Source organism: Pseudomonas oplopanacis, from assembly GCF_057128725.1.
The window spans coordinates 1-18,860 of the sequence record NZ_JBSKHV010000026.1 but is presented as its reverse complement, the minus strand read 5'-3'; the positions used below and the strand labels follow the sequence as shown (position 1 = coordinate 18,860).

At 57.1% G+C, this 18,860-nt stretch carries 9 protein-coding genes; 5 read left to right on the top strand and 4 right to left on the bottom strand.

Going from position 1 to position 18,860, the window contains the following annotated elements:
• Positions 1 to 51: 51 nt before the first annotated feature.
• The 5 genes from gliR (at position 52) to ACWKV5_RS28780 (ending at position 15,866) form a co-directional block, all read left to right on the top strand.
• On the top strand, positions 52 to 1,080 hold the full coding sequence (gene gliR, locus ACWKV5_RS28800; RefSeq protein WP_483844022.1) for an AraC family transcriptional regulator GliR: 1,029 nt from the start codon (positions 52 to 54) through the stop codon (positions 1,078 to 1,080).
• Between the two features lie 176 nt (positions 1,081 to 1,256).
• Positions 1,257 to 4,634 (top strand): Tc toxin subunit A, encoded by a 3,378-nt coding sequence (locus ACWKV5_RS28795; protein ID WP_483844021.1) that lies wholly within the window; start codon positions 1,257 to 1,259, stop codon positions 4,632 to 4,634.
• Between the two features lie 26 nt (positions 4,635 to 4,660).
• Positions 4,661 to 8,497: a Tc toxin subunit A-related protein gene (locus tag ACWKV5_RS28790; protein WP_483844020.1), complete on the top strand. Its 3,837-nt coding sequence runs from the start codon at positions 4,661 to 4,663 to the stop codon at positions 8,495 to 8,497.
• Positions 8,386 to 13,026 carry a SpvB/TcaC N-terminal domain-containing protein gene (locus ACWKV5_RS28785; protein WP_483844019.1) on the top strand — a complete coding sequence of 1,547 codons (4,641 nt, stop codon included), beginning with the start codon at positions 8,386 to 8,388 and terminating at the stop codon, positions 13,024 to 13,026. The genes ACWKV5_RS28790 and ACWKV5_RS28785 overlap by 112 nt, the downstream gene beginning before the upstream one ends.
• The gene (locus ACWKV5_RS28780; protein WP_483844018.1) at positions 13,023 to 15,866 is read left to right on the top strand and encodes an RHS repeat domain-containing protein; all 2,844 of its coding nucleotides are present in this window, start codon (positions 13,023 to 13,025) and stop codon (positions 15,864 to 15,866) included. Before ACWKV5_RS28785 ends, ACWKV5_RS28780 begins: the two co-directional genes overlap by 4 nt.
• 56 nt (positions 15,867 to 15,922) lie before the next feature.
• On the opposite strand, the gene ACWKV5_RS28775 is transcribed toward ACWKV5_RS28780, so the two are convergent.
• From ACWKV5_RS28775 to ACWKV5_RS28760, 4 genes are all read right to left on the bottom strand, one after another.
• The gene (locus tag ACWKV5_RS28775; RefSeq protein WP_483844017.1) at positions 15,923 to 16,291 is read right to left on the bottom strand and encodes a glyoxalase superfamily protein; all 369 of its coding nucleotides are present in this window, start codon (positions 16,289 to 16,291) and stop codon (positions 15,923 to 15,925) included.
• 120 nt (positions 16,292 to 16,411) lie between these two features.
• Entirely contained in the window at positions 16,412 to 17,869 is a 1,458-nt protein-coding gene (locus ACWKV5_RS28770) for an N-acyl-D-amino-acid deacylase family protein (RefSeq protein ID WP_483844016.1), read from the bottom strand.
• A 1-nt stretch (position 17,870) separates the two neighbouring features.
• Positions 17,871 to 18,731 carry a MurR/RpiR family transcriptional regulator gene (locus ACWKV5_RS28765; RefSeq protein ID WP_027924401.1) on the bottom strand — a complete coding sequence of 287 codons (861 nt, stop codon included), beginning with the start codon at positions 18,729 to 18,731 and terminating at the stop codon, positions 17,871 to 17,873.
• A gap of 15 nt (positions 18,732 to 18,746) precedes the next feature.
• Positions 18,747 to 18,860 (bottom strand): GntT/GntP/DsdX family permease (locus ACWKV5_RS28760; protein ID WP_483843504.1); only part of this gene is annotated, 114 nt, incomplete at its 5' end.

Here is an 18,860-nt window from a genome sequence, read left to right as displayed (position 1 = left end):
CTTTCAGCGCATTCATCCGCGCACGCGGGCCTTGATCAAAGGAATACGATCATGCAATCCCTGGGCTTCACTTCCGTTCCGCCGCTGCTCAAATACCTGCGTCATGCCGAACAGCTGGGCATGGCCATCGAGCCTGCGTTGGCGGCGGCCGGGTTGCAGGCGCAGCAGTTGAGTGACAACAGCCTGCGATTGCCGGGTGAAGCCCATGAACGCTTGCTCGATTATTTCTGCGAACACTCGGGCGATCCGTTATTCGGTCTCAATGCCGCGCATTTTGTGTTGCCCAACTCCTGGAGCGTGCTGGGTTACATCACCATGAACTGCGCGACCCTGGGCGATGCCATGAGCCGCATCATGCCGTTCGAGAAACTGGTGGGCGACATGGGCGTCAGCCGCGCAGAAGTTCAGGACAGCAACGTGCACCTGATCTGGACCTGCCGCTATCAACGCCCGCGAATCCGCCGGCACCTGGTGGAAAACGTGCTCGGCTCCTGGCTGCAATACGCGCGCTGGATCGCCGATACACAGATGTCGCCGGCCGCCGTCTGGCTGGAACATCCACGCCCGGCCGACACGACGCAGGCGCAATACGAGCAGTTCTTCGATTGCCCGGTGCTGTTCGACCAGCCTTATTCGGCGCTGATTGTGCCGTTGCCGTATTTGCAGTTGCCGTTGCGCCAGGCCGATGCGCAATTGCTGCGCACCCTCGAAGAACATGCGCAGGGGTTGATGGCGACGCTGGAGGACGCCTCGCTGGAGCAGCGGGTCAAAAGCATCCTGCGCCAGTTGCTCAAGGAAGGCCTGCCACGCAAGGAGCAAGTGGCCGAGCATCTCGCCGTGTCGGTGCGCACGCTACAACGCCAGTTGCATCAGGCCGGCACGTCGTACCAGCAAATCCTCGACGACCTGCGCCAGGAACTGGCCGAGCATTACCTGCTCAACAGCACCTTGCCGATCCAGGACATCGCCCAGTACCTGGGCTTCACCGAACCGCGCTCGTTTCACCGTACGTTCAAGAGTCGGCGCGGGATGCCGCCCGGCGAGTTTCGCCAAACTCACCGGGTGCAGGACGAAAGCTGAAGGTTCAGAGGTGCATCGGGCTCCGGCCATGCCGGTGTTTCAAATTCCTACAGACTCCCGTCCTTCTTCCCTGTCCCTGCGGTGAAAGATCCAGTCCTCGGTCAATGACAAGGCTGACAGCGCACCTGCATGCCACGTCGTAATGTCGTCAGCTCCACCCAAGGAGACTCACCGGCATGGACGACAACACGTTACTGACTTCTCTGGTCAGGGCCTATGGCACCGGGCAAACCAACGATGCACTGGTCAAGTTCTTTAAAGACACACTGAAATTCACCTCGGTGTTCGATATCGCCTGCCTCACCGAAACCGAATTCAAAAAACAATTCGATGACGCTATCAAGGCTGACAACACGGTCAAAGACCAAGCGACCAGCATTGACACCGCAAAGCTCTACGACGACGTCAAATGCCTGGCCACCCAGATCAGTCATCTGTATCGGGAACAGCGAACGTCAGTCGAAACGGCACAGGATCATTGGCATCCCTTGGGCATTCGTGCGATCGAGAAACAAGGCCCCACCTACACCCATCTGTTCAAAGAGAATTGGGACGAGGCGTGCAAAAACGATTCGATTGCTGCCATCGACTCGCCGGTTGCCTACCTCAGAGCGCTGTACCGGTTTGCCTTGCAACTGGAAACCAGTGCCTCGTCGTTAGCGGGGGAAAAAGACAATCGAATCACATTGGAAAAACGCCGTCCGGATCTCGCCGCCCTGTCGATTGATCAGCAAAGCACCTTCACTGCGCAACCGATGCTCGGGATCGTCAATGAGACGCTGGACAACAATATTCAGAACGCGCTGAAGAACACCGAAGACGAGGGTAAGTCGACTTATGAAGTGCTCGCACAAAAGTATTATCCCTTTGCGCTCCCCTATGAGTTTTACCATCACCAGTGCCTGCTGGGACTGACTGGTAACAAGCCCACGCTGGGAGAACTGGGTTACCTCGTGAGCGAATCCCTGCCTCTCACGGCCCATGACATCGCTCAGTACGGCAAGGTGTTGAACGCGGGTTCTGATCAAGCGCAGAGGCGGATGTCCGGACTTGGCCCCAAACAGCAGGCATTGCTGACAGAACGGCCATGGGCTGCAAAGATTCTGAATAACCTTGCGTACTCCCGCCTCCCGGGCACGGAACAGGACAAACGGAAAAAACACTATTGGGAAAAAATCTACGGCGGCACGTCAATTTCCGATTTGAAGAAAATCAACATCTTCCTGGAGCGGACCGAACTTAAAGCCGAACAATTGGAAGTATTGCTGGCGCAAGGTAAATACGCGCCATGCCTGTCTCCTCATTACCTGTTGCCGGCACCTCATTCCCATCCTTTTGGAGCCCGTTACGTAAACGGACCTCGCTTGGTCGATGACAGCATGGCGCTGGACAACGAGAAAAAAACCGGGGAAATCGCAAACGCGACCGAGGACCGACTTGAACGCTTGCATCGAATGATCCGCCTCCAACGTTGGCTCGGCATCCCGTTTGCCGATCTGGACACCCTGATATGCAGCGCATTTGAATCACAGCTGTCGCTCAATGCCCAGCGGCTACTGGACAGTTATGCCATCAAGGCCTTGGGCGTTTATCGGTATATGAATCGCCGGTATTCCATCACGGCCGAAGAGTTCGCGGCGCTGCTGCATCACGTTTCACCTTTTGCGTCCGGCGATGAGACGTCGCTGTTCGATAAGGTATTCAATCAGACCCGGGTATTCGCAACTGCGCTGAAGCTCGATGGTCGCGTCTTCGTGGCGGAGGATTCAAATCCTGCCTCCCACACTACTCTCCAACACCTGAGTATCAGCCTCGGCCTGCCTTTGACCGAGGACTCACTGATGCAGGTGGTCAAGAACACACTGAAATACCAGGGAACGCTCAAGTGCGATTTGCCCACCCTGTCATCCATTTATCGACAGGCCCGGGTAGCGAGAATGTTCGGCCTTTCGATCGCCGAAAGTTCAACACTGGCGAACCTGCTCGGGGGGGAACATGTTGCCAGGTGCCTGGCAACCGGCGACACGGGCAAACGCACACTGCGAATCAGGGGCCAAAAGGGGGAGCAGTATTTCGAACTGGTCGCCATTTTTCAGCTCTCGACACAGGGGAACTCCGGTAAGGCGCCCCTGCTTCCCGGATCGACTCTGGAGACCAACTCGTCATGGTTCGTTGACCAGACAGCCGCTAAAAGGATTGCTCTGCGATTCTCCCAACCGGGTGCAAACCCTGCGCGGCTTATCTTCATCACCCAGATCCCAACCACACAGCCATCAACCGTTACATCGCTAGAGGGACTATCCATGCACTGGAGTGGCGGGAGCCTTGATGAACTGTCCCTCCTTCAAAATCCGGCCGTGGTGTTGCAATCAATCCATTCCACAAGGGAAATAGACTCGATTGGCTCTCACACAGGCGATATAGATCAAATCACCCTGGTCAATGAAGCCCCCCAGGAAGATTCTGCACAAAACATTCTTGGCATCCTGATGCAAATGGACTGGGTAACCTGCTGGATCAAACAATCCGCCTACGACATTCCGATGCTGCAACGCGTACTTGAACTGCAAGGCCGCGATGACTATCCGTTGGGAGGGCTGCAGCAACACCTCATCAAACTGGGTGCCGAAACGCGTCATAGCGCGGTTACCGCACAAGAACTGGCAACGTTGGCATTGCCAGGAGACGTCAACTGGCGTGAGAAGCTGGCCGGCACCCTGCTCTATGACAACGGTTTAGTGAAAAACTTCGCCCCATCGATTCAGGACGATGTGGTGCAACAGTTGACCTCGGTGCTGAACACCGTCATCGAAGACGAAACATTCAAGCTGGACGGCGATCCCGAAAAAGACCTGAAGCTTAAAAATGACGCCCGGCAAAAACTGAAAAACCTTCTCTTGTTGGCGCATGACCGGCAGTTGCACCTCATCGAAGCGTTTCTACAGGAAGCATTCCTGCTGCCCATGAATTGTGCGAAGGATGTTGTGCTATGGGCCAACACCTCGGTCCATCAGATTCTCACCGAAGTCCTGAATTCAAAGGACTCACATGCCTTGGTGCAGACACTGCATCCGCTCCTGCGTCACACCGAAACTGCCGTCCGGTTGCAGTTGAGCAACAAGGCCCTGCGTGCGCTCCTGAGCACTGCCCGTTGGCTGGACACAGCGGATGGACAGTTGAGGCTGTCATTCAAAAGCCTGTACCTGTTCGATCGCTTCAACCATTGCCTGAAGACTTACCAGCAGACGGAAGAAAGCCTGCTGAGCTATCTGGAGTTCGCCAACTTCTTCGGTCGCGAGAGCCATGCCGTCAACGGCCGACTGGCCCAATTGTTGAATTGGGAAGCGGCTGAGGTGACCGTGCTCACCTCGAAACTGATGTTCAAGCACGCCCAATCGATGAAGGACATCGATTGGATCATGCGCTGCCACCAAACCTGCAAGGCCACCGGACTCAGTGCAACCGCCCTGCTCAGCGCCGCGACCCTCGACAACAAGAGTTCGCCCGACCACTGGAAAACGGTCGGTGAGGCCGTCATGGCGGCCAGCCACTGATCCCCCTGCATGCTCAAGGAATGAACATGTCTATTGCTATTGAAAAACAACTCAACGAAAGCCTTCGTGATGCGCAGCTCGGGCTCTATCTGTCGGTGATTGCTCCGCAAGACAAGACGCTCAAGGCACTGAAACTGGCAGAGCACCTCAAAACGCCCGATGACCTTTATCACTATTGGCTGCTTGACGTTCTGGTCAGCCAGGACGTGCCGACCAGCCCGGTCGCCTGCGCCATTGCCAGCCTGCAGCAATACATCAACAGTATTCTGGCCAATATGGAGCCCGGATATCACACCGCCCGTATTCCCTCGGATCAAGTCGAAGCCTGGCGCACCGTCATGCATCACTACCAGGACTGGGCCACCAATCAACGTCTTCACTACTTCCCCGCTGCCTACCTCGATCCAACGCTTCGCAACAGCAGGACCGCTAGTTTTGAGCAGCTGGAAAACGACCTCAACCGCAATCAGCTCACGGCGGAGTCCGTGCAAACGGCGGTACTGGCCTATCTGACCAGATTAGAGGAAGTGGCCAATCTGGAGATCGTAAACGGTTACATCGACGGTAGCGACTTCGCCAACAGCACCTATTACTTTGTTGCCAAATCCCGCGCGGCAAACACGTGGTACTGGCGCTCGCTGGACATGGCGTGTCGTCCCTTCATGCCCGGCTCCCGGACTGACAAATTTGATGCACCGGAACCACAGGCATGGTCCGACTGGCATCGCATCAATCTGCCAGTCTCCGAAAGTGCCATCGAACACACCATTCGCCCGGTCATGTTCAACAATCGCTTGTATGTGGTCTGGGCTGAATGTGTCTGTCAGGATCAGGCGAGCAAAGAGGATAACCACGACAATTCCTATCCACTGTTTCGTCTGAACATGTGTTTCAAAAAATACGACGGGAGCTGGAGCCCGCAGCAGACTTGCGCACAGGGTTACTGTTCATCCAACACTCTAAAAAGCATGAACCTCACAACGTTGAAGGGAGACATACGGACCATTGCCACCTTTGACCAATCATCCTCATCGTTGTGTGTCGCCCTGCATATTGGTGAGTTTGAAGACACGGGCAAGGGGATTCCACATGTTAATTTCAGCCTGTCGTTTTCTATCGACAAGGACGCTCGGATCACGTCGAAAATGGCTGCTCGTACCGAGTTGGATATCACGACAGACAAGTCCCTTATTGCTGTTCTCGATTGCTGGCCATTTTCCAGTAAAAAAATGCTTCAGTTCAGCTATCACCCACACCCGCCAACAGCTCCCAGTATCGAAACCCATCTGGATAGCAAGATCGGCAGGACCGACTTCATCGACTTTAAAGAATCAACAATAAACTACAGCGATGGCCAGGATGGCCAGGATGGCCAGCCTCGCCATCCCATCCGAATGAACATCACTTTCGCCAGGCACCTGATCGAACGCGCAGAAGACAGCATGGATACCTTGCTGAGCTGGTCCTCTCAGCACTTGCAAGAGCCGCCACTGGGGGCAGACAAACCAACTGAGCAACTGGATTTCTACGGCGCCTACGGTCGCTACTTCGTCGAACTGTTTCTGTACCTTCCCTGGCTGGTGGCTCACCGTTTTAACCAGGAGCGTCAATTCAGCGAAGCCGAACGTTGGCTGCTTTATCTATTCAACCCCGCCCGAAAAGCAGTCAGCGGCGGCAACCCGGATTACTGGAACGCGGTGCCACTGATCTCCGGCCCTCCAAAGCCGGGGCAGTCCAGTTATGCCCTCCAGGGGCCAAAGGATCCGCACCAGATTGCACTGAGTCATCCGGTGCACTTTCGCAAAGCCTTGTACGTGCTCTACATCGACATTCTGGTCAATCGCGGCGATGCCGCTTATCGCGAATTGAGCCCCGACAGCCTGACCGATGCGAAGCTCTGGTACCTGCGCGCCCAGCGCTTGTTGGGGCCCAGGCCGGATCTCAGGCAAACCGATTTATGGGCGGCCCTGACGTTAAAAACATTCAGTGAGGAACATGATAAAAAACTGCGTGAATGCGAGGTAAAAGTAGTCAGAGACGATACACACCAGCTGATGACCAGCGCCCCTGCACTGGCGCCAGAGGTGTGTGTCCGCCCTTATGTCCATTCACACTTCACGAGCCTGATCGACACGCCGCATTCGCGCTTACCCTTCAATCCCGTGCTGTTGCCACGCTGGGAGAAACTCGAAAGTCGTCTGCACAACCTCAGGCATAACCTCGACATCGTCGGCCGCCCCTTGCAACTTGCACTCTTCGCCACCCCGGCCGCGATAGACAACCGGCTCGGTGCCAATCCACAACGGGCTGCGGAGCCCGGCCTGGCCCAACGCCTGGGCGCAGAGATTCCGCCTTACCGTTTTAATGCTCTGCATGCCCACGCCATGATTGCGGTAGACACGGTGATTCAGTTCGGCGCGACGCTGATGTCGTTCATCGAGCGCAGCGAACAGGCCAGCTATCAGGAGCTTTCGCAGCAACATGTCTGGGACATCGCCAGCGTTGCGGTAGACCTGCAGACCCAGACCCTGAACATCGACCAGAAAAACCGGGAAGCGTTACTGGCCAGCAAAGCGATCGTCGAATGCCGCCGCGATTATTACAGTCAGCGGGTTAACGAAGTCGTCAACCTGGAGGAGGTGACCGCTGCCGCTTTTCATCTGGAGGGACGTATCGCTGAAGCAAGCGCCCATGCGGCTCATGCCATGGGCCAGGGGTTGAAGGTCGTCCCCAATATCTTTGGCACCTCAGACGGCGGCGCCCGCCTGGAGGGCGGCCCCTTCGCGTCGATGGCAATGGCTCAAGGGCTGACAACCGCGGCCTATGGCGCCGGCGAAGCCCTGGAACGTGCCGCACAGTATCGACGCAGGCATCAGGACTGGACGCTCGCCCACGACCAGGCAACGCTCGAAATTGCCCAGATTGATGCTCAGTTGGCGCTGGAGGCCGAACGAGAGACGGCCTCCAGACTGCTGCTGAAACAGACTCAAACCGCTTTGGATCAAGCCCGGACCCGCTACACCTTTCTGAGCCAGCGTTTTACCAACGCACAACTTTACCAATGGTTCACCCATCAGCTCTCCAGCTTCTACTACCAGGTGTATGACTCGACCTTTTCGCTGTGCCAATTCACCGAGCGGAGTTGGCGATACGAGATGGCCGACAGCACCACTCAACCGTTCTTCCAGAACCTGACCTGGAACAGCACTTACCGAGGTCTAGGCCCCGGCGAACGCATGAAGCTGGGTTTGGTGAAGATGAACAATGCCCATTTGCTGGGCAACGAGCGCGAACTGGAAATCCGCAAAACCGTGTCACTTCGCCTGCTTCATGCGAAGGAAAACACCCTGGACCTGCCGGCCCCCGCCCTCAACAAACCCTGGGACGATGCGACCGCGGCTGACAAATCCGTCACCAAAGGAATCAGGTCCACCCTTGTAGAGACTGGAAGGTGCGAATTCGAGTTGACGTCTGCGCTTTTTGAAAACGATTACCCAGGACATTGTTTGCGCAGGATCAAAAGCATCAGTATTTCCCTGCCGGCAGTCCTCGGGCCTTATGAAGATGTCCGCGCCACGCTGACCCAGACCAGCAGTGAAGTCGTCATGCCCGGTAGCAGCACGGTCATGAACAGCCTGCGCGCCAATCAGCACATTGCCCTGTCGACGGGTATCGACGACAACGGCCTGTTCACTCTGAACTTTCAGGATGAACGCTACCTGCCGTTTGAGTACACCGGCGCGATTTCGAAATGGCAGCTGTCATTCCCCAACCCTGCGGCACAGAAAGCCATGCTCGAATCACTCACCGATATCATCGTGCACCTGCAGTACACCGCCAAAGTCAGCGGGGGTGCGCAATGAGTAAACAAGCCGTTATTCCTGTGCATTCACCTGTCCTGCCCAAGGGAGGGGGAGCGATTCAGGGCATCGGCGGCAGCCTGGGTGCCATCGGCTCCAGCGGTAGTGCTTCCTGTCAGATTCCACTGCCTGTATCTCCCGGTCGCGGATATGCCCCGAGCCTTGCCTTGAACTACAACAGCAGCCAAGGCAACGGCGTGTTCGGCCTGGGTTGGCAATTGTCCTTGGCGACAGTCTCACGACGTACACACCTGGGGGTTCCAGCCTACACCGACGATGATGTATTCCTCGGCCCTGGTGGTGAGGTTCTGATGCCTGAGCGGAACCGGGAAACCGGCGCAATCGTCTCCACCCGAAAGCGCTGCAGTGACGGTAAGCAGCAGGTGGAACACACGGTCGTGTGCTATCGCCCGCGCATCGAAGCCGCGTTTGACCTGATCGAGCATTGGTCCAGCGCCGAGGACAAACCCGGGTTCTGGCTGATACATAACGCCGACGGCAGCCAGCATCTGTTTGGAAAAACGCCATTGGCACGTCGAGCAGATCCCGACGAACAATCCCGCGTAGCCGAGTGGTTGCTTGAAGAAAGCATGAATGCTCATGGCGAGCACATCAATTATGAGTACAACGCGGATCCAGCCTCCCAGGCGGGCCCTGTCGACAGCCGGGCCCAGCGTTATCCCTGCCGCGTACGCTATGGGAATTTCAAAGCCGACTCACAGTTGTACTCGTGTAAAACCGACGGATTCAAAGACGTTCGTTGGCATTTCGAGTTGCATTTCGACTACGGCGAACGCAGCCCCACACTGGATAAAAAACCCGCGTATCTGGCGACGAAATTGTCACCCGTACGCAGCGACCCGTTTTCGGATTTTTCCTATGGGTTCGAGTTGCGCACCCAACGCCGGTGCCAACAGCTGCTCATGTTTCATTACTTTCCCGATGAGGCATCGATGGGAGCGATGCCGGTGCTGGTTCGCCGCACTGTAATCGAATACCAGACCAGCCCCTTGTCCTACAGCTGCCTGAGCGCAGCGATGACCCAGGCCTACGGCGAAAGCGCCGACAGTTACCTTCCCCCCCTCGAATTCACCTACTCCAGCTTCGCCCTTGAACCTGACGTTCATCGCTACAAACCTTTCGAGGTGTTGGCGAGGCTCAACCATCAACAGCATTTTCAATTCGTCGATCTGCTGGGGGAAGGTCTGCCCGGTGTGCTGCACCGTACCGACAAAAGCTGGCGCTATAGCCAGCCATTGCGCGATGACTCAGGAGGGGATCAGGTCACCTACCAGGCGTTGAACGATCTGCCACAGATACCGTTGACCGACAGCCGAAAGTCGACTCGCCAGTTTCTCGGTAATCTTAGCGCCAGCGGTCGCCCCGACTGGATTGTGGCGCAGCCCGGCTTCAGTGGATTCTTCACGTTGAAACCCGACGGGAAATGGTCCGGTTTCACCCCGCTTGGGGCCGTCCCGACCGAGTTCTTCCATCCTCAAGGGCAACTGGCCAACCTGATGGGTGCCGGGCTCAGCGACCTGATCATGCTCGGCCCCCGTAGTGTTCGCCTGCACGCCAACCTCAATGGCAATCGTTTTTCAACCGCAACCGAAGTGGGACGAAGGGCGGATGAGGACGATCTGCCACTGCCCGGCAACTCACGCAGCGAATTGGTGGCCTTCAGCGATGTGCTGGGCAGTGGGCAACAACATCTTGTTCGAATCCGTCATAACGAAGTGAAATGCTGGCCCAACCTGGGCCGGGGGCGCTTCGGAAAAGGTCGGGTAATTGCCACTCTGGATTTTTCCTATGAGGAATTTGAAGCCTCCCGTGTGTTGCTGGCCGATCTGGATGGTTCGGGAAGCGCGGATCTTGTTTATCTCCTGCCCAAGTGCGCGCGCATTTTCATGAACCGTAGCGGCAACGGCCTGGGCCCGGCGATCGATTTGCCCTGGCCCGAAGGGTTTCGCCATGACCGCTTTTGCCAGGTGCACGTCACAGACCTGCAAGGGCTTGGCTGCTCCAGCCTGGTGTTCAGCCCCTCCGGTAAAACGCCGCGACATTGGCGTTATGATTTCGTCAGCACCAAACCCTATTTGCTCCAGACAACCAACAACAACATGGGCGCTGCCGCAAGCCTGCGCTACCGCAGCTCGGCACAAGAGTGGCTGGACGAAAAAAAACAGCTGATCAAGAACCATAAACCGGTGGCTCCACACCTGCCGTTTCCTCTCTTTCTGGTCAAGCAACAGACTCAGGAGGATGAAGTCACCGGCAATCGATTGACCCGTCATTTCAAGTATCGACGCGGTTTCTACGACAGCGCGGAACGTGAGTTCCGAGGTTTCGGCCTGCTCGTCCAGTCCGACAGCCCCACTGGTCGCGGTGACACAGAAAACAGGCGCCTGAGCGCACCGACAGTTACAAAGACATGGTTCCACATCGGCAACGCGGTCGATCTGATCCTCCATGACCGTGACTTCAGCGATGAAAAAGCGGTTCTTCTTAAAAAAACTCTGCAGAACCTTGGAACAAGCTGGACCCCGCAAAGCGAGGGACACGCCCTGGCCAAGACGTATTCCAAACCCCGCGAGCGCGAAATTGCCCGGGCGCTGAACGGACGCATCTTGCGGGTCGAGGTGTACGGCCAGGAGCAGGATGGCAAATCAAAACTCCCGTATTCGGTGCAACAGCATCGCTACAAAGTCAACGAGCTCAGGGGCATGGGCAAACACAGCCCACATTCGATCCTGCGCGTCGTCCTGCTGGAGTCGATCAATTACCAGTACGAGCGTGTCCCGCAAGATCCTCGTTGCACCCATTCGATCAATTTGAAATGGGACACCTATGGCTTCGTGACTCACTCTGTGGAGATCAGTTATGCCCGACGCACAACGGCTGCCGACACCCCGCCGTTCACCGACAAGTGGGGAAAAAAATGGTGGGGCGATGCCCATGACGAAACCCAGCAGCACTTCTACCTGAGCGAACACAAAGCTCAATTCATTCATATAGGAACAGCGCAAACCAGACGACTGGGGCTGCCCTATCTGCAACGCGTCAATGCACTGAGATTGCCCAAGGCGCCTGCTGCTGGCGGCCTGTCACCCTCAGACATCAACCACGAGACCTTACTTGCGCTGAGCACGTCAGACCACTGGAAAACCGGACAAGTCTTGACGAGCCTGTCTGTGCAGCGCTACAGAAAACCGGACGCCAGCGGCACCTTCGCGGACGGACAGGCCAGTGTTGAAGCATTGGTCGATCACACGGAAACGGCTGAACTCAATCCGTTGGCGTTGAAGGCTTACGACAAACTCCGGCGACAACCCGACGCGTCGTCCTTTGATGTGACTCAACGACTCAAGGAGAACGGCTACAGACAGATGCCCGTCGCCTTACCGGCGGACACAGCGTGGGATACACAGCACGGCTTGTGGTCAGTACGGCGCCATTTCTTCACTTACGAGACCAAGGATGGTTTTTTCAAACCATCAAGCTTCAAAGAAACCTCGCAACAGGGCTCGACAACATTCACCCATGATCCTTATTACTGCCTGACTGCCCGCACGCAACTGGCGGACGGCTGCGCCACCACAGCCTCCAACGTTGACTACCGACTGCTCCAGCCCTGCCGCATTACCGACGCCAACAACATTGTCCAGGAAGCGTCATACGACGCTTTTGGACACGTTCAAGCCATCAGCCATTACAAGAGCGGTATCGACGCGGACATCGGGTTCAAACCAGTCTCCAACTATGCCCTTCGCTATGCAGGCCGACCGGACCTGGCAATCGAAAATCCGCAGCAGGCACTGCAGCAAGTCGCTAGCGCCTGGTTCTATAACGCATTCAGCTGGATGGGACATATCGTGCCGGCCACACCGCTTGAACGGGATTTGTGCAAAGAGGCGGTCGCCTCGGGCGATGTGTTGCCCGACGGACACATCCGCGCCAGCACTCGCGCTCGCCTGGCCCGCCGCGATATCAAGAAAACAACCTACGAACAAGCGCTCCGAACCAAGATTGAAAGCGCGCCGCGCGAACCGGTTTACTGCGCCGAACTGCAAGCAGACCGATTCCCCAACGATGGTGAAAACACGCAGATTCGCGTTGTTGTCACTTGCCATGACGGCTTCGGCCGGTTGTTGCAAAGCAAACAGCAAGTCGGCCAAGGAACAGCCCTGGCAGTCAAAGCTGACGGAACGTTGACGTGGGTGAACGACAAACCGCAAGAACACGAAGTCAGCCTGCGCTGGCGTGTCAGCGAGCGTAACGAATACAACAACAAGGGTCTGGTGACGCATACGTATCGGCCCTTTTTCAGTGACCGTTACCACTACATCAATGATGTGTCCCTGCGCCGATCGGGCCTGTGCGACCAGTATTTCCATGACCCGATGGGCCGACTCATTCGCGTTATCAATGCCAAGGGTGACGAGCGTCGCCACACCTTTCACCCCTGGTATTCCATCACCGAAGACGAGAACGACACACAACCCGACACCCCGGCCTCGGGAGGTGTGAAATGAGCAGCAACACTCATCGTCATACCCCAACCCTGAACGTTGTCGACAGCCGTGGCGTGCAGGTCAGCGAAGTCCGCTACCTGTGCAACGAGTCCATCAAGGAGCCTGAAGCCCGCACGACGCGTTACCGCTACGACATCGGCAACCAGACCGTCGAGCGTTACTCGCACGCCGATGACCTACAGCTGAAGGTGGCGGACTCAACACACATCACCAGCCTGTCGGGTGCCCAGGTTTTTACCGACAGTCTCGACGCCGGGTGGCGTCTTACGGTCTTTGGAGAAGCAGGGCAGACGCTGGAGACGTGGGACTCACGCGGCAGCCATTGGCAAACGGAATATGACAGTCAGTTACGCCCACGGGTGGTCTTCGAAGCATTCGAGCAACAGGCCCGACGGGCCATCGAGCGCTTCACCTACGCAGCTACCTCGGACGAAGCTGCCGGCATGAACCAGTGTGGTCGATTGATTCGGCATGATGATCCGGCAGGCACACTGCTGTTCACCGCCTATGACCTGACGGGTAAGCCACTCAGCCAAACGCGACATGTTCTGAAAGATTTACAGGCCGCGCACTGGCCGGAAGAGCTCGATAAGCGCGAGGATCTTGTCGAAAGCGGTACAGGCCATACCACCACCTGGCGGTACGCACCCACCGGCGAAACCCTTGAGCAACAAGACGCCAAAAGGCATACGCAGCGCTTCTGGTTCGATGTCGCCGGCCAGTTGCAGAAAATCACCCTGCAACTCAACGGCGCTACCGAACAGAAGCTGATAGTCGATCAGGTCAGTTACAACGCGCAGGGGCAGATTGAATCGCAGGTGCTGGGAGGCAATATCACCCAGGCGGCGGTGTTCGCACCTGAAAATGGTCGTATGAGCCAGCGGACCCTTTCGCGCACAACGACCAACCCCGGCGTGCTTCAGAAACTGCACTACGCCTACGACGCTGTCGGCAATGTGCTGAGTGTCGAAGACCACAGCAAACCCGAACAATACAACGCCAATCAATGCATAGAACCGGGCAGCACTTACGCCTACGACAGCCTGTATCAGCTGATCAAGGCGACGGGCCGGGAAACACAGACAGCAAGCATCCATGCAGCGCTTCCCGAGTGGCTATCCAGCCCGGCCGACCAAAGCCGACTGCTCAATTTCACTCAGCGTTATACCTATGATCAACGTGGCAACCTGACCAGGTTGCAGCATCAGCGCGAGGGTAATAACTACACCCGCGAGATGCGCATTGCCCCCGACAGTAATCGGGGGCTGGCATGGAAAACCGGTGATTCGCCCCCCGACTTTGCAACCGGCTTCGATGCCAACGGCAATCTGCAAGCCCTGCAAAACGGGCAACCGCTGCTATGGAACGCGCGCAACCAATTGCAAAGCGTGACCTTGGTGGAGCGCGCAGGACAAGCAGCGGATACGGAAAGTTACCTCTACGATGGCAGCGGCCAGCGCGTTCGCAAACGGCAAACCCAAAAGGCTCATGCCGTCACTCACGCCCGCGACGTCCTCTATTTGCCCAGTCTGGAAATCCGGGAAAGCACGACGGAAAAACTCGAGGTCATCAGTGTTCAGGCAGGAAACTGCAACGTCCGGTGTTTGCACTGGAGCCTGGGAACACCCTCCGGCATCAGCAATGACGCGATGCGCTTCAGCTTCGACAATCACTTTGGGTCCAACACAATGGAGTTGGATGCCAACGGCAGTCTGATCAGTGAGGAAGGTTACTACCCCTTTGGTGGAACGGCATGGAGAGCCGCTCGTAACGTGCAGGAAGCGAAATACAGAACCGTCCGTTACTCGGGCAAGGAACGTGATGCCAGTGGATTGTATTACTACGGCCAGCGATATTACGCACCGTGGTTACAGCGCTGGATCAGCCCCGATCCGGCAGGAGCGGTTGACGGGCTGAACCTGTATTGCATGGTCGGAAATAACCCGGTGCGCTACGTCGATCATCACGGCAATCAAAAAGACGAGGCTGCCATCAAGGAAGAATTAGGTGCCTATCCCGGCATTTTGAAGGAAGTGAACAATAGGGTTGGCACGCTGAACCATCAGCTCTACAACAGCATGAGAAAAAGAGACATCGTAAAACGAATGTTTCAGAGTTACGCCTATGCCGCAATGCGGTTCATGCTGTCGTGGGGGGCCGGCCTGTTGGCCGCACCAACCGGGCCGGTTGGCATGTTGGGGACGAAAATCGCCACTGCTTCAACGACTGACACGATTGCCAGCAAATTCAATGCAACACGCCATCTGCCCGTCGCCACGTATCCCCAGACCAGCCGACTGAAGCCTGACGAAATAGAATATAGCGGCCGGACGGCTTTCTATAACTTGAAAGCAAAGGCTGAGCACGCAAAAAAAGAGGACCTCAATCTACGGAACAAGACGGGACAGAAAAACCTGTCGGTGATGGCAACCGGCTTCATTCTGTCAACGGTACTTGAAGTCCAAGGGCCGTGGGTTCGAAGCTTTGAATCGTCAACCCAGGCGACCAATGCCCTCGAAGGTCTGCCGGGACAGAAAATCGAGCGTTTGAACAATGCCCTGGCAGAACTCGACAATCATCTGGAGCACGACACTCACGCCATCAACGCAGCATTTGACGATTTGGGAGTGGAAGAGTTTTATGCCGCGGGTGTGAAAGGCAGACTGGGTCAAACCACTGATCGCATGGCCGATCATATGGGTGTAGAAAGCTCAAACCTCATAAGCCGCGCCTCTATGCAACGTGATGTGAACTCCACACGAGCAACGATACAAAGGGGAAGGGAGTTGCTGTTCAAACTTAATGAACACAACAAATCGCAAGGCAGATTTTTTGTTTGAAGTTGACCAGCGAGGCCTGTCAAGAAATAAACAGTGCCTCGCTTGACCTCGCTCAATCAAGCACTGATCGCATTGGTAAACACCAACCGGTTCCCGAACGGGTCTGCAATGGTCATGTCCTGGCTCCCCCAGGGCATGGCCTGAATCTGTGGATGCGCGAACTGATACTCCTTGGCCAGCAACTGCTGCTGAAACGATTCCAGTTCATCGGTCTCGATGCGCAATGCCGAACCCGGTGTGCTGTCGCCGTGGTGTTCGGACAGGTGCAGCACGCATTCGCCACGGGAGATCTGCAGGTACAACGGGAAATTCGCTTCGAAGCGATGTTGCCAGTCGATCTTGAAACCCAGGAAGTCGACGTAGAACTCCAACGCCTTGGCTTCATCGAAAATCCGCAGGATCGGGGTGGTTTTACCGAAGCTCATGCAGTTACTCCCTGACTGAAAAGACACCCAGTGTAGCTGGGCCGATTGTCAGCGCTTCGGCTCAGTGGCGGCTTTCTTTAATTGCAATGTGCCACTAGTGTGACAAACCACAAAGAATGCTCACTGAAACCCATCCCGCAAATCCCCTTCCCGCGCCAGGAAACGCCCTTCCCTTTTACCGTTCGCCTGCCCTTCGCTGTAGCTCAACACGCCGTTGACCCACACGCCGTCGATCCCTTCTGCCGCCCGTTGCGGATCGTTGAAGTCCGCCACGTCGCGAATGGTCACTGGATTGAACAACACCAGATCAGCCCAATGCCCTTCACGGATTTCACCGCGCGCCTTCAAGCCAAACCGTGCCGCCGACAGCCCGGTCATTTTGTGTACCGCGGTGTGTAGCGGAAACAACCCGACATCGCGACTGAAATGGCCGAGAACACGTGGGAATGCGCCCCACAAGCGTGGATGCGGGAACGGGTCTTCCGGCAATCCGTCAGAGCCGACCATCGATAGCGGGTGCGCGAGGATTCTTCGTACGTCGGATTCATCCATGCCGTAGTACACAGCGCCCGCCGGTTGCAATTGGCGGGCGGCATCGAGCAATGACAGGTTCCACTGCGCGGCGATGTCCATCAGGTCGCGACCGCCCATTTCAGGGTGCGGGGTGGACCAGGTGATGGTAATGCGATGGGCATCGGTGACTTGCTTGAGGTCCAGCGTCGAAGAACTCGCCGCGTAGGGGTAACAATCGCAGCCTACCGGGTGGGTTTTCGCCGCGTGTTCGAGAGAGGCCAGCAATTGCGGACTGCGTCCCCAGTTACCGGCGCCCGCGCACTTGAGGTGGGAAATGATCACCGGGGATTTCGCGTGACGGCCGATCTGGAACGCCTCGGCCATGGCCTCCAGCACCGGTTCGAACTCGCTGCGCAAATGGGTGGTGTACACCGCGCCGAATGCCGTCAGCTCTTCGGTCAGTTGCATCACTTCATCGGTGGAGGCCGAGAAGGCGCTGGCGTATGCCAAGCCTGTGGATAACCCTAATGCACCTGCCTCAAGACTGTCGCGCAGTTGCTCGCGCATCGCGCTGATTTCGTCTGGCGTGGCGGTGCGAAACAGGTCGTCGAGGTGATTGCTGCGCAGCGCCGTGTGGCCGACCAGTGCGGCGACGTTCAGCGTGGTGTTCGCCGCTTCGACCGCCGTGCGGTAGTCGCGGAAGGTCGGATAAACAAACGCTGCGGCCGTGCCGAGCAGGTTCATCGGGTCCGGCGGATTGCCTTTCAAGCTCACCGGCGAAGCGCTGATTCCGCAGTTGCCGACAATCACCGTGGTCACGCCCTGGCTGAGTTTTGGCAGCATCTCCGGCTGGCGGATCACCACAGTGTCGTCATGGGTGTGGACGTCGATGAAACCCGGCGCCAGCACGCGGCCGGCGGCGTCGATTTCTTCGCTGGCAGTGGCGTCGTGCAAGTCGCCGATGCGCTCGATGCGGCCGTTGAGGATCGCCACGTCGGCGGGATAACCGGGAGTGTTGCTGCCGTCGATGATCAGGGCGTTGCGAATCAGCGTGTCGTACTTCATGTCAGTCTCCCAGCGGCAAGTGATCGTCGCCGCCGCGGTAATCGTCGAGGGCAAGTTTGATCCGCCGCAGACGTTCTTGATTGTCTTCAGGATTAGCCAATGCCAGCTCGGTCGCAAGCACGTCGATGGCCAGCAGCATGCCGTAGCGCGCCGCCGTGGGTTTATAGATAAACGAGGTTTCGACGCCTTGCAGCGGCAACAGCACGTCCGCCAATTGCGCCAGCGGCGAATCGGCCCGGGTGATGGCGACAATGCGGGCGCCGTAACTGCGTGCCAGTTCAACGGCTTCTATGAGTTCGGGAGTAATGCCGGTCAACGAGCAGGCAATCACGGCCCGGCCGGCATCGAGGCTGGCGGCGGTGACGCGCATCATCACCGGGTCGTGGCACACCGCAATCGGGTAGCCGAAGCGCACCAGCCGCACTTGCAGTTCATCGCTGCACAAGGTCGAGCAGCCACCCATGCCGAACGCGTGAATCATCCGCGCCTTGCCCAGCAGCTTCACCGCATCGGCGAAGCGCGACTCGTCGAACGCCGACAAATGCTGGCGCAAGGTTGACTCGATATCACCGACAATCTGCCCGTAAAACGCCGACTGGTCGGGGGTGCCTGCCGGGTCGAGAAAACGGCTGCCGACGCCGCTGGCCTGGGCCAGTTGCAAACGCAAGTCACGCAAGTCACGGCAGCCCACCGTGCGGGCGAACCGCGACAGCGTGGCGGTGCTGACTTCCGCTCTCAGCGCCAGCTCATCAAGGCTGGCAGCGGAGGCAAAACCTACGTCGTCGAGCATCAGGCGCGCGATGCGCCCTTCACCGGCGCTGAAGGAATCCTGGCGGGCGCGGATCTGATAAAGGATGTCCATGGCAGGCGACTCCGGTTAGATCAGGTAAGAAAGGCCAACGGTCAGGCCGAACGCGACCACGGAAATGATGGTTTCCAACACGGTCCAGGTCTTGAAGGTCTGGGCCACGGTCATGTTGAAGTATTCCTT

What these genes read in the sequence shown, in the direction of transcription:
- ACWKV5_RS28765 (WP_027924401.1), bottom strand. Translation starts at nt 18,731, where the DNA reads ATGGACATCCTTTATCAGATCCGCGCCCGCCAGGATTCCTTCAGCGCC.
- ACWKV5_RS28780 (WP_483844018.1), top strand. Translation starts at nt 13,023, where the DNA reads ATGAGCAGCAACACTCATCGTCATACCCCAACCCTGAACGTTGTCGAC.
- ACWKV5_RS28775 (WP_483844017.1), bottom strand. Translation starts at nt 16,291, where the DNA reads ATGAGCTTCGGTAAAACCACCCCGATCCTGCGGATTTTCGATGAAGCC.
- gliR (WP_483844022.1), top strand. Translation starts at nt 52, where the DNA reads ATGCAATCCCTGGGCTTCACTTCCGTTCCGCCGCTGCTCAAATACCTG.
- ACWKV5_RS28795 (WP_483844021.1), top strand. Translation starts at nt 1,257, where the DNA reads ATGGACGACAACACGTTACTGACTTCTCTGGTCAGGGCCTATGGCACC.
- ACWKV5_RS28785 (WP_483844019.1), top strand. Translation starts at nt 8,386, where the DNA reads ATGGCAGCTGTCATTCCCCAACCCTGCGGCACAGAAAGCCATGCTCGA.
- ACWKV5_RS28790 (WP_483844020.1), top strand. Translation starts at nt 4,661, where the DNA reads ATGTCTATTGCTATTGAAAAACAACTCAACGAAAGCCTTCGTGATGCG.
- ACWKV5_RS28770 (WP_483844016.1), bottom strand. Translation starts at nt 17,869, where the DNA reads ATGAAGTACGACACGCTGATTCGCAACGCCCTGATCATCGACGGCAGC.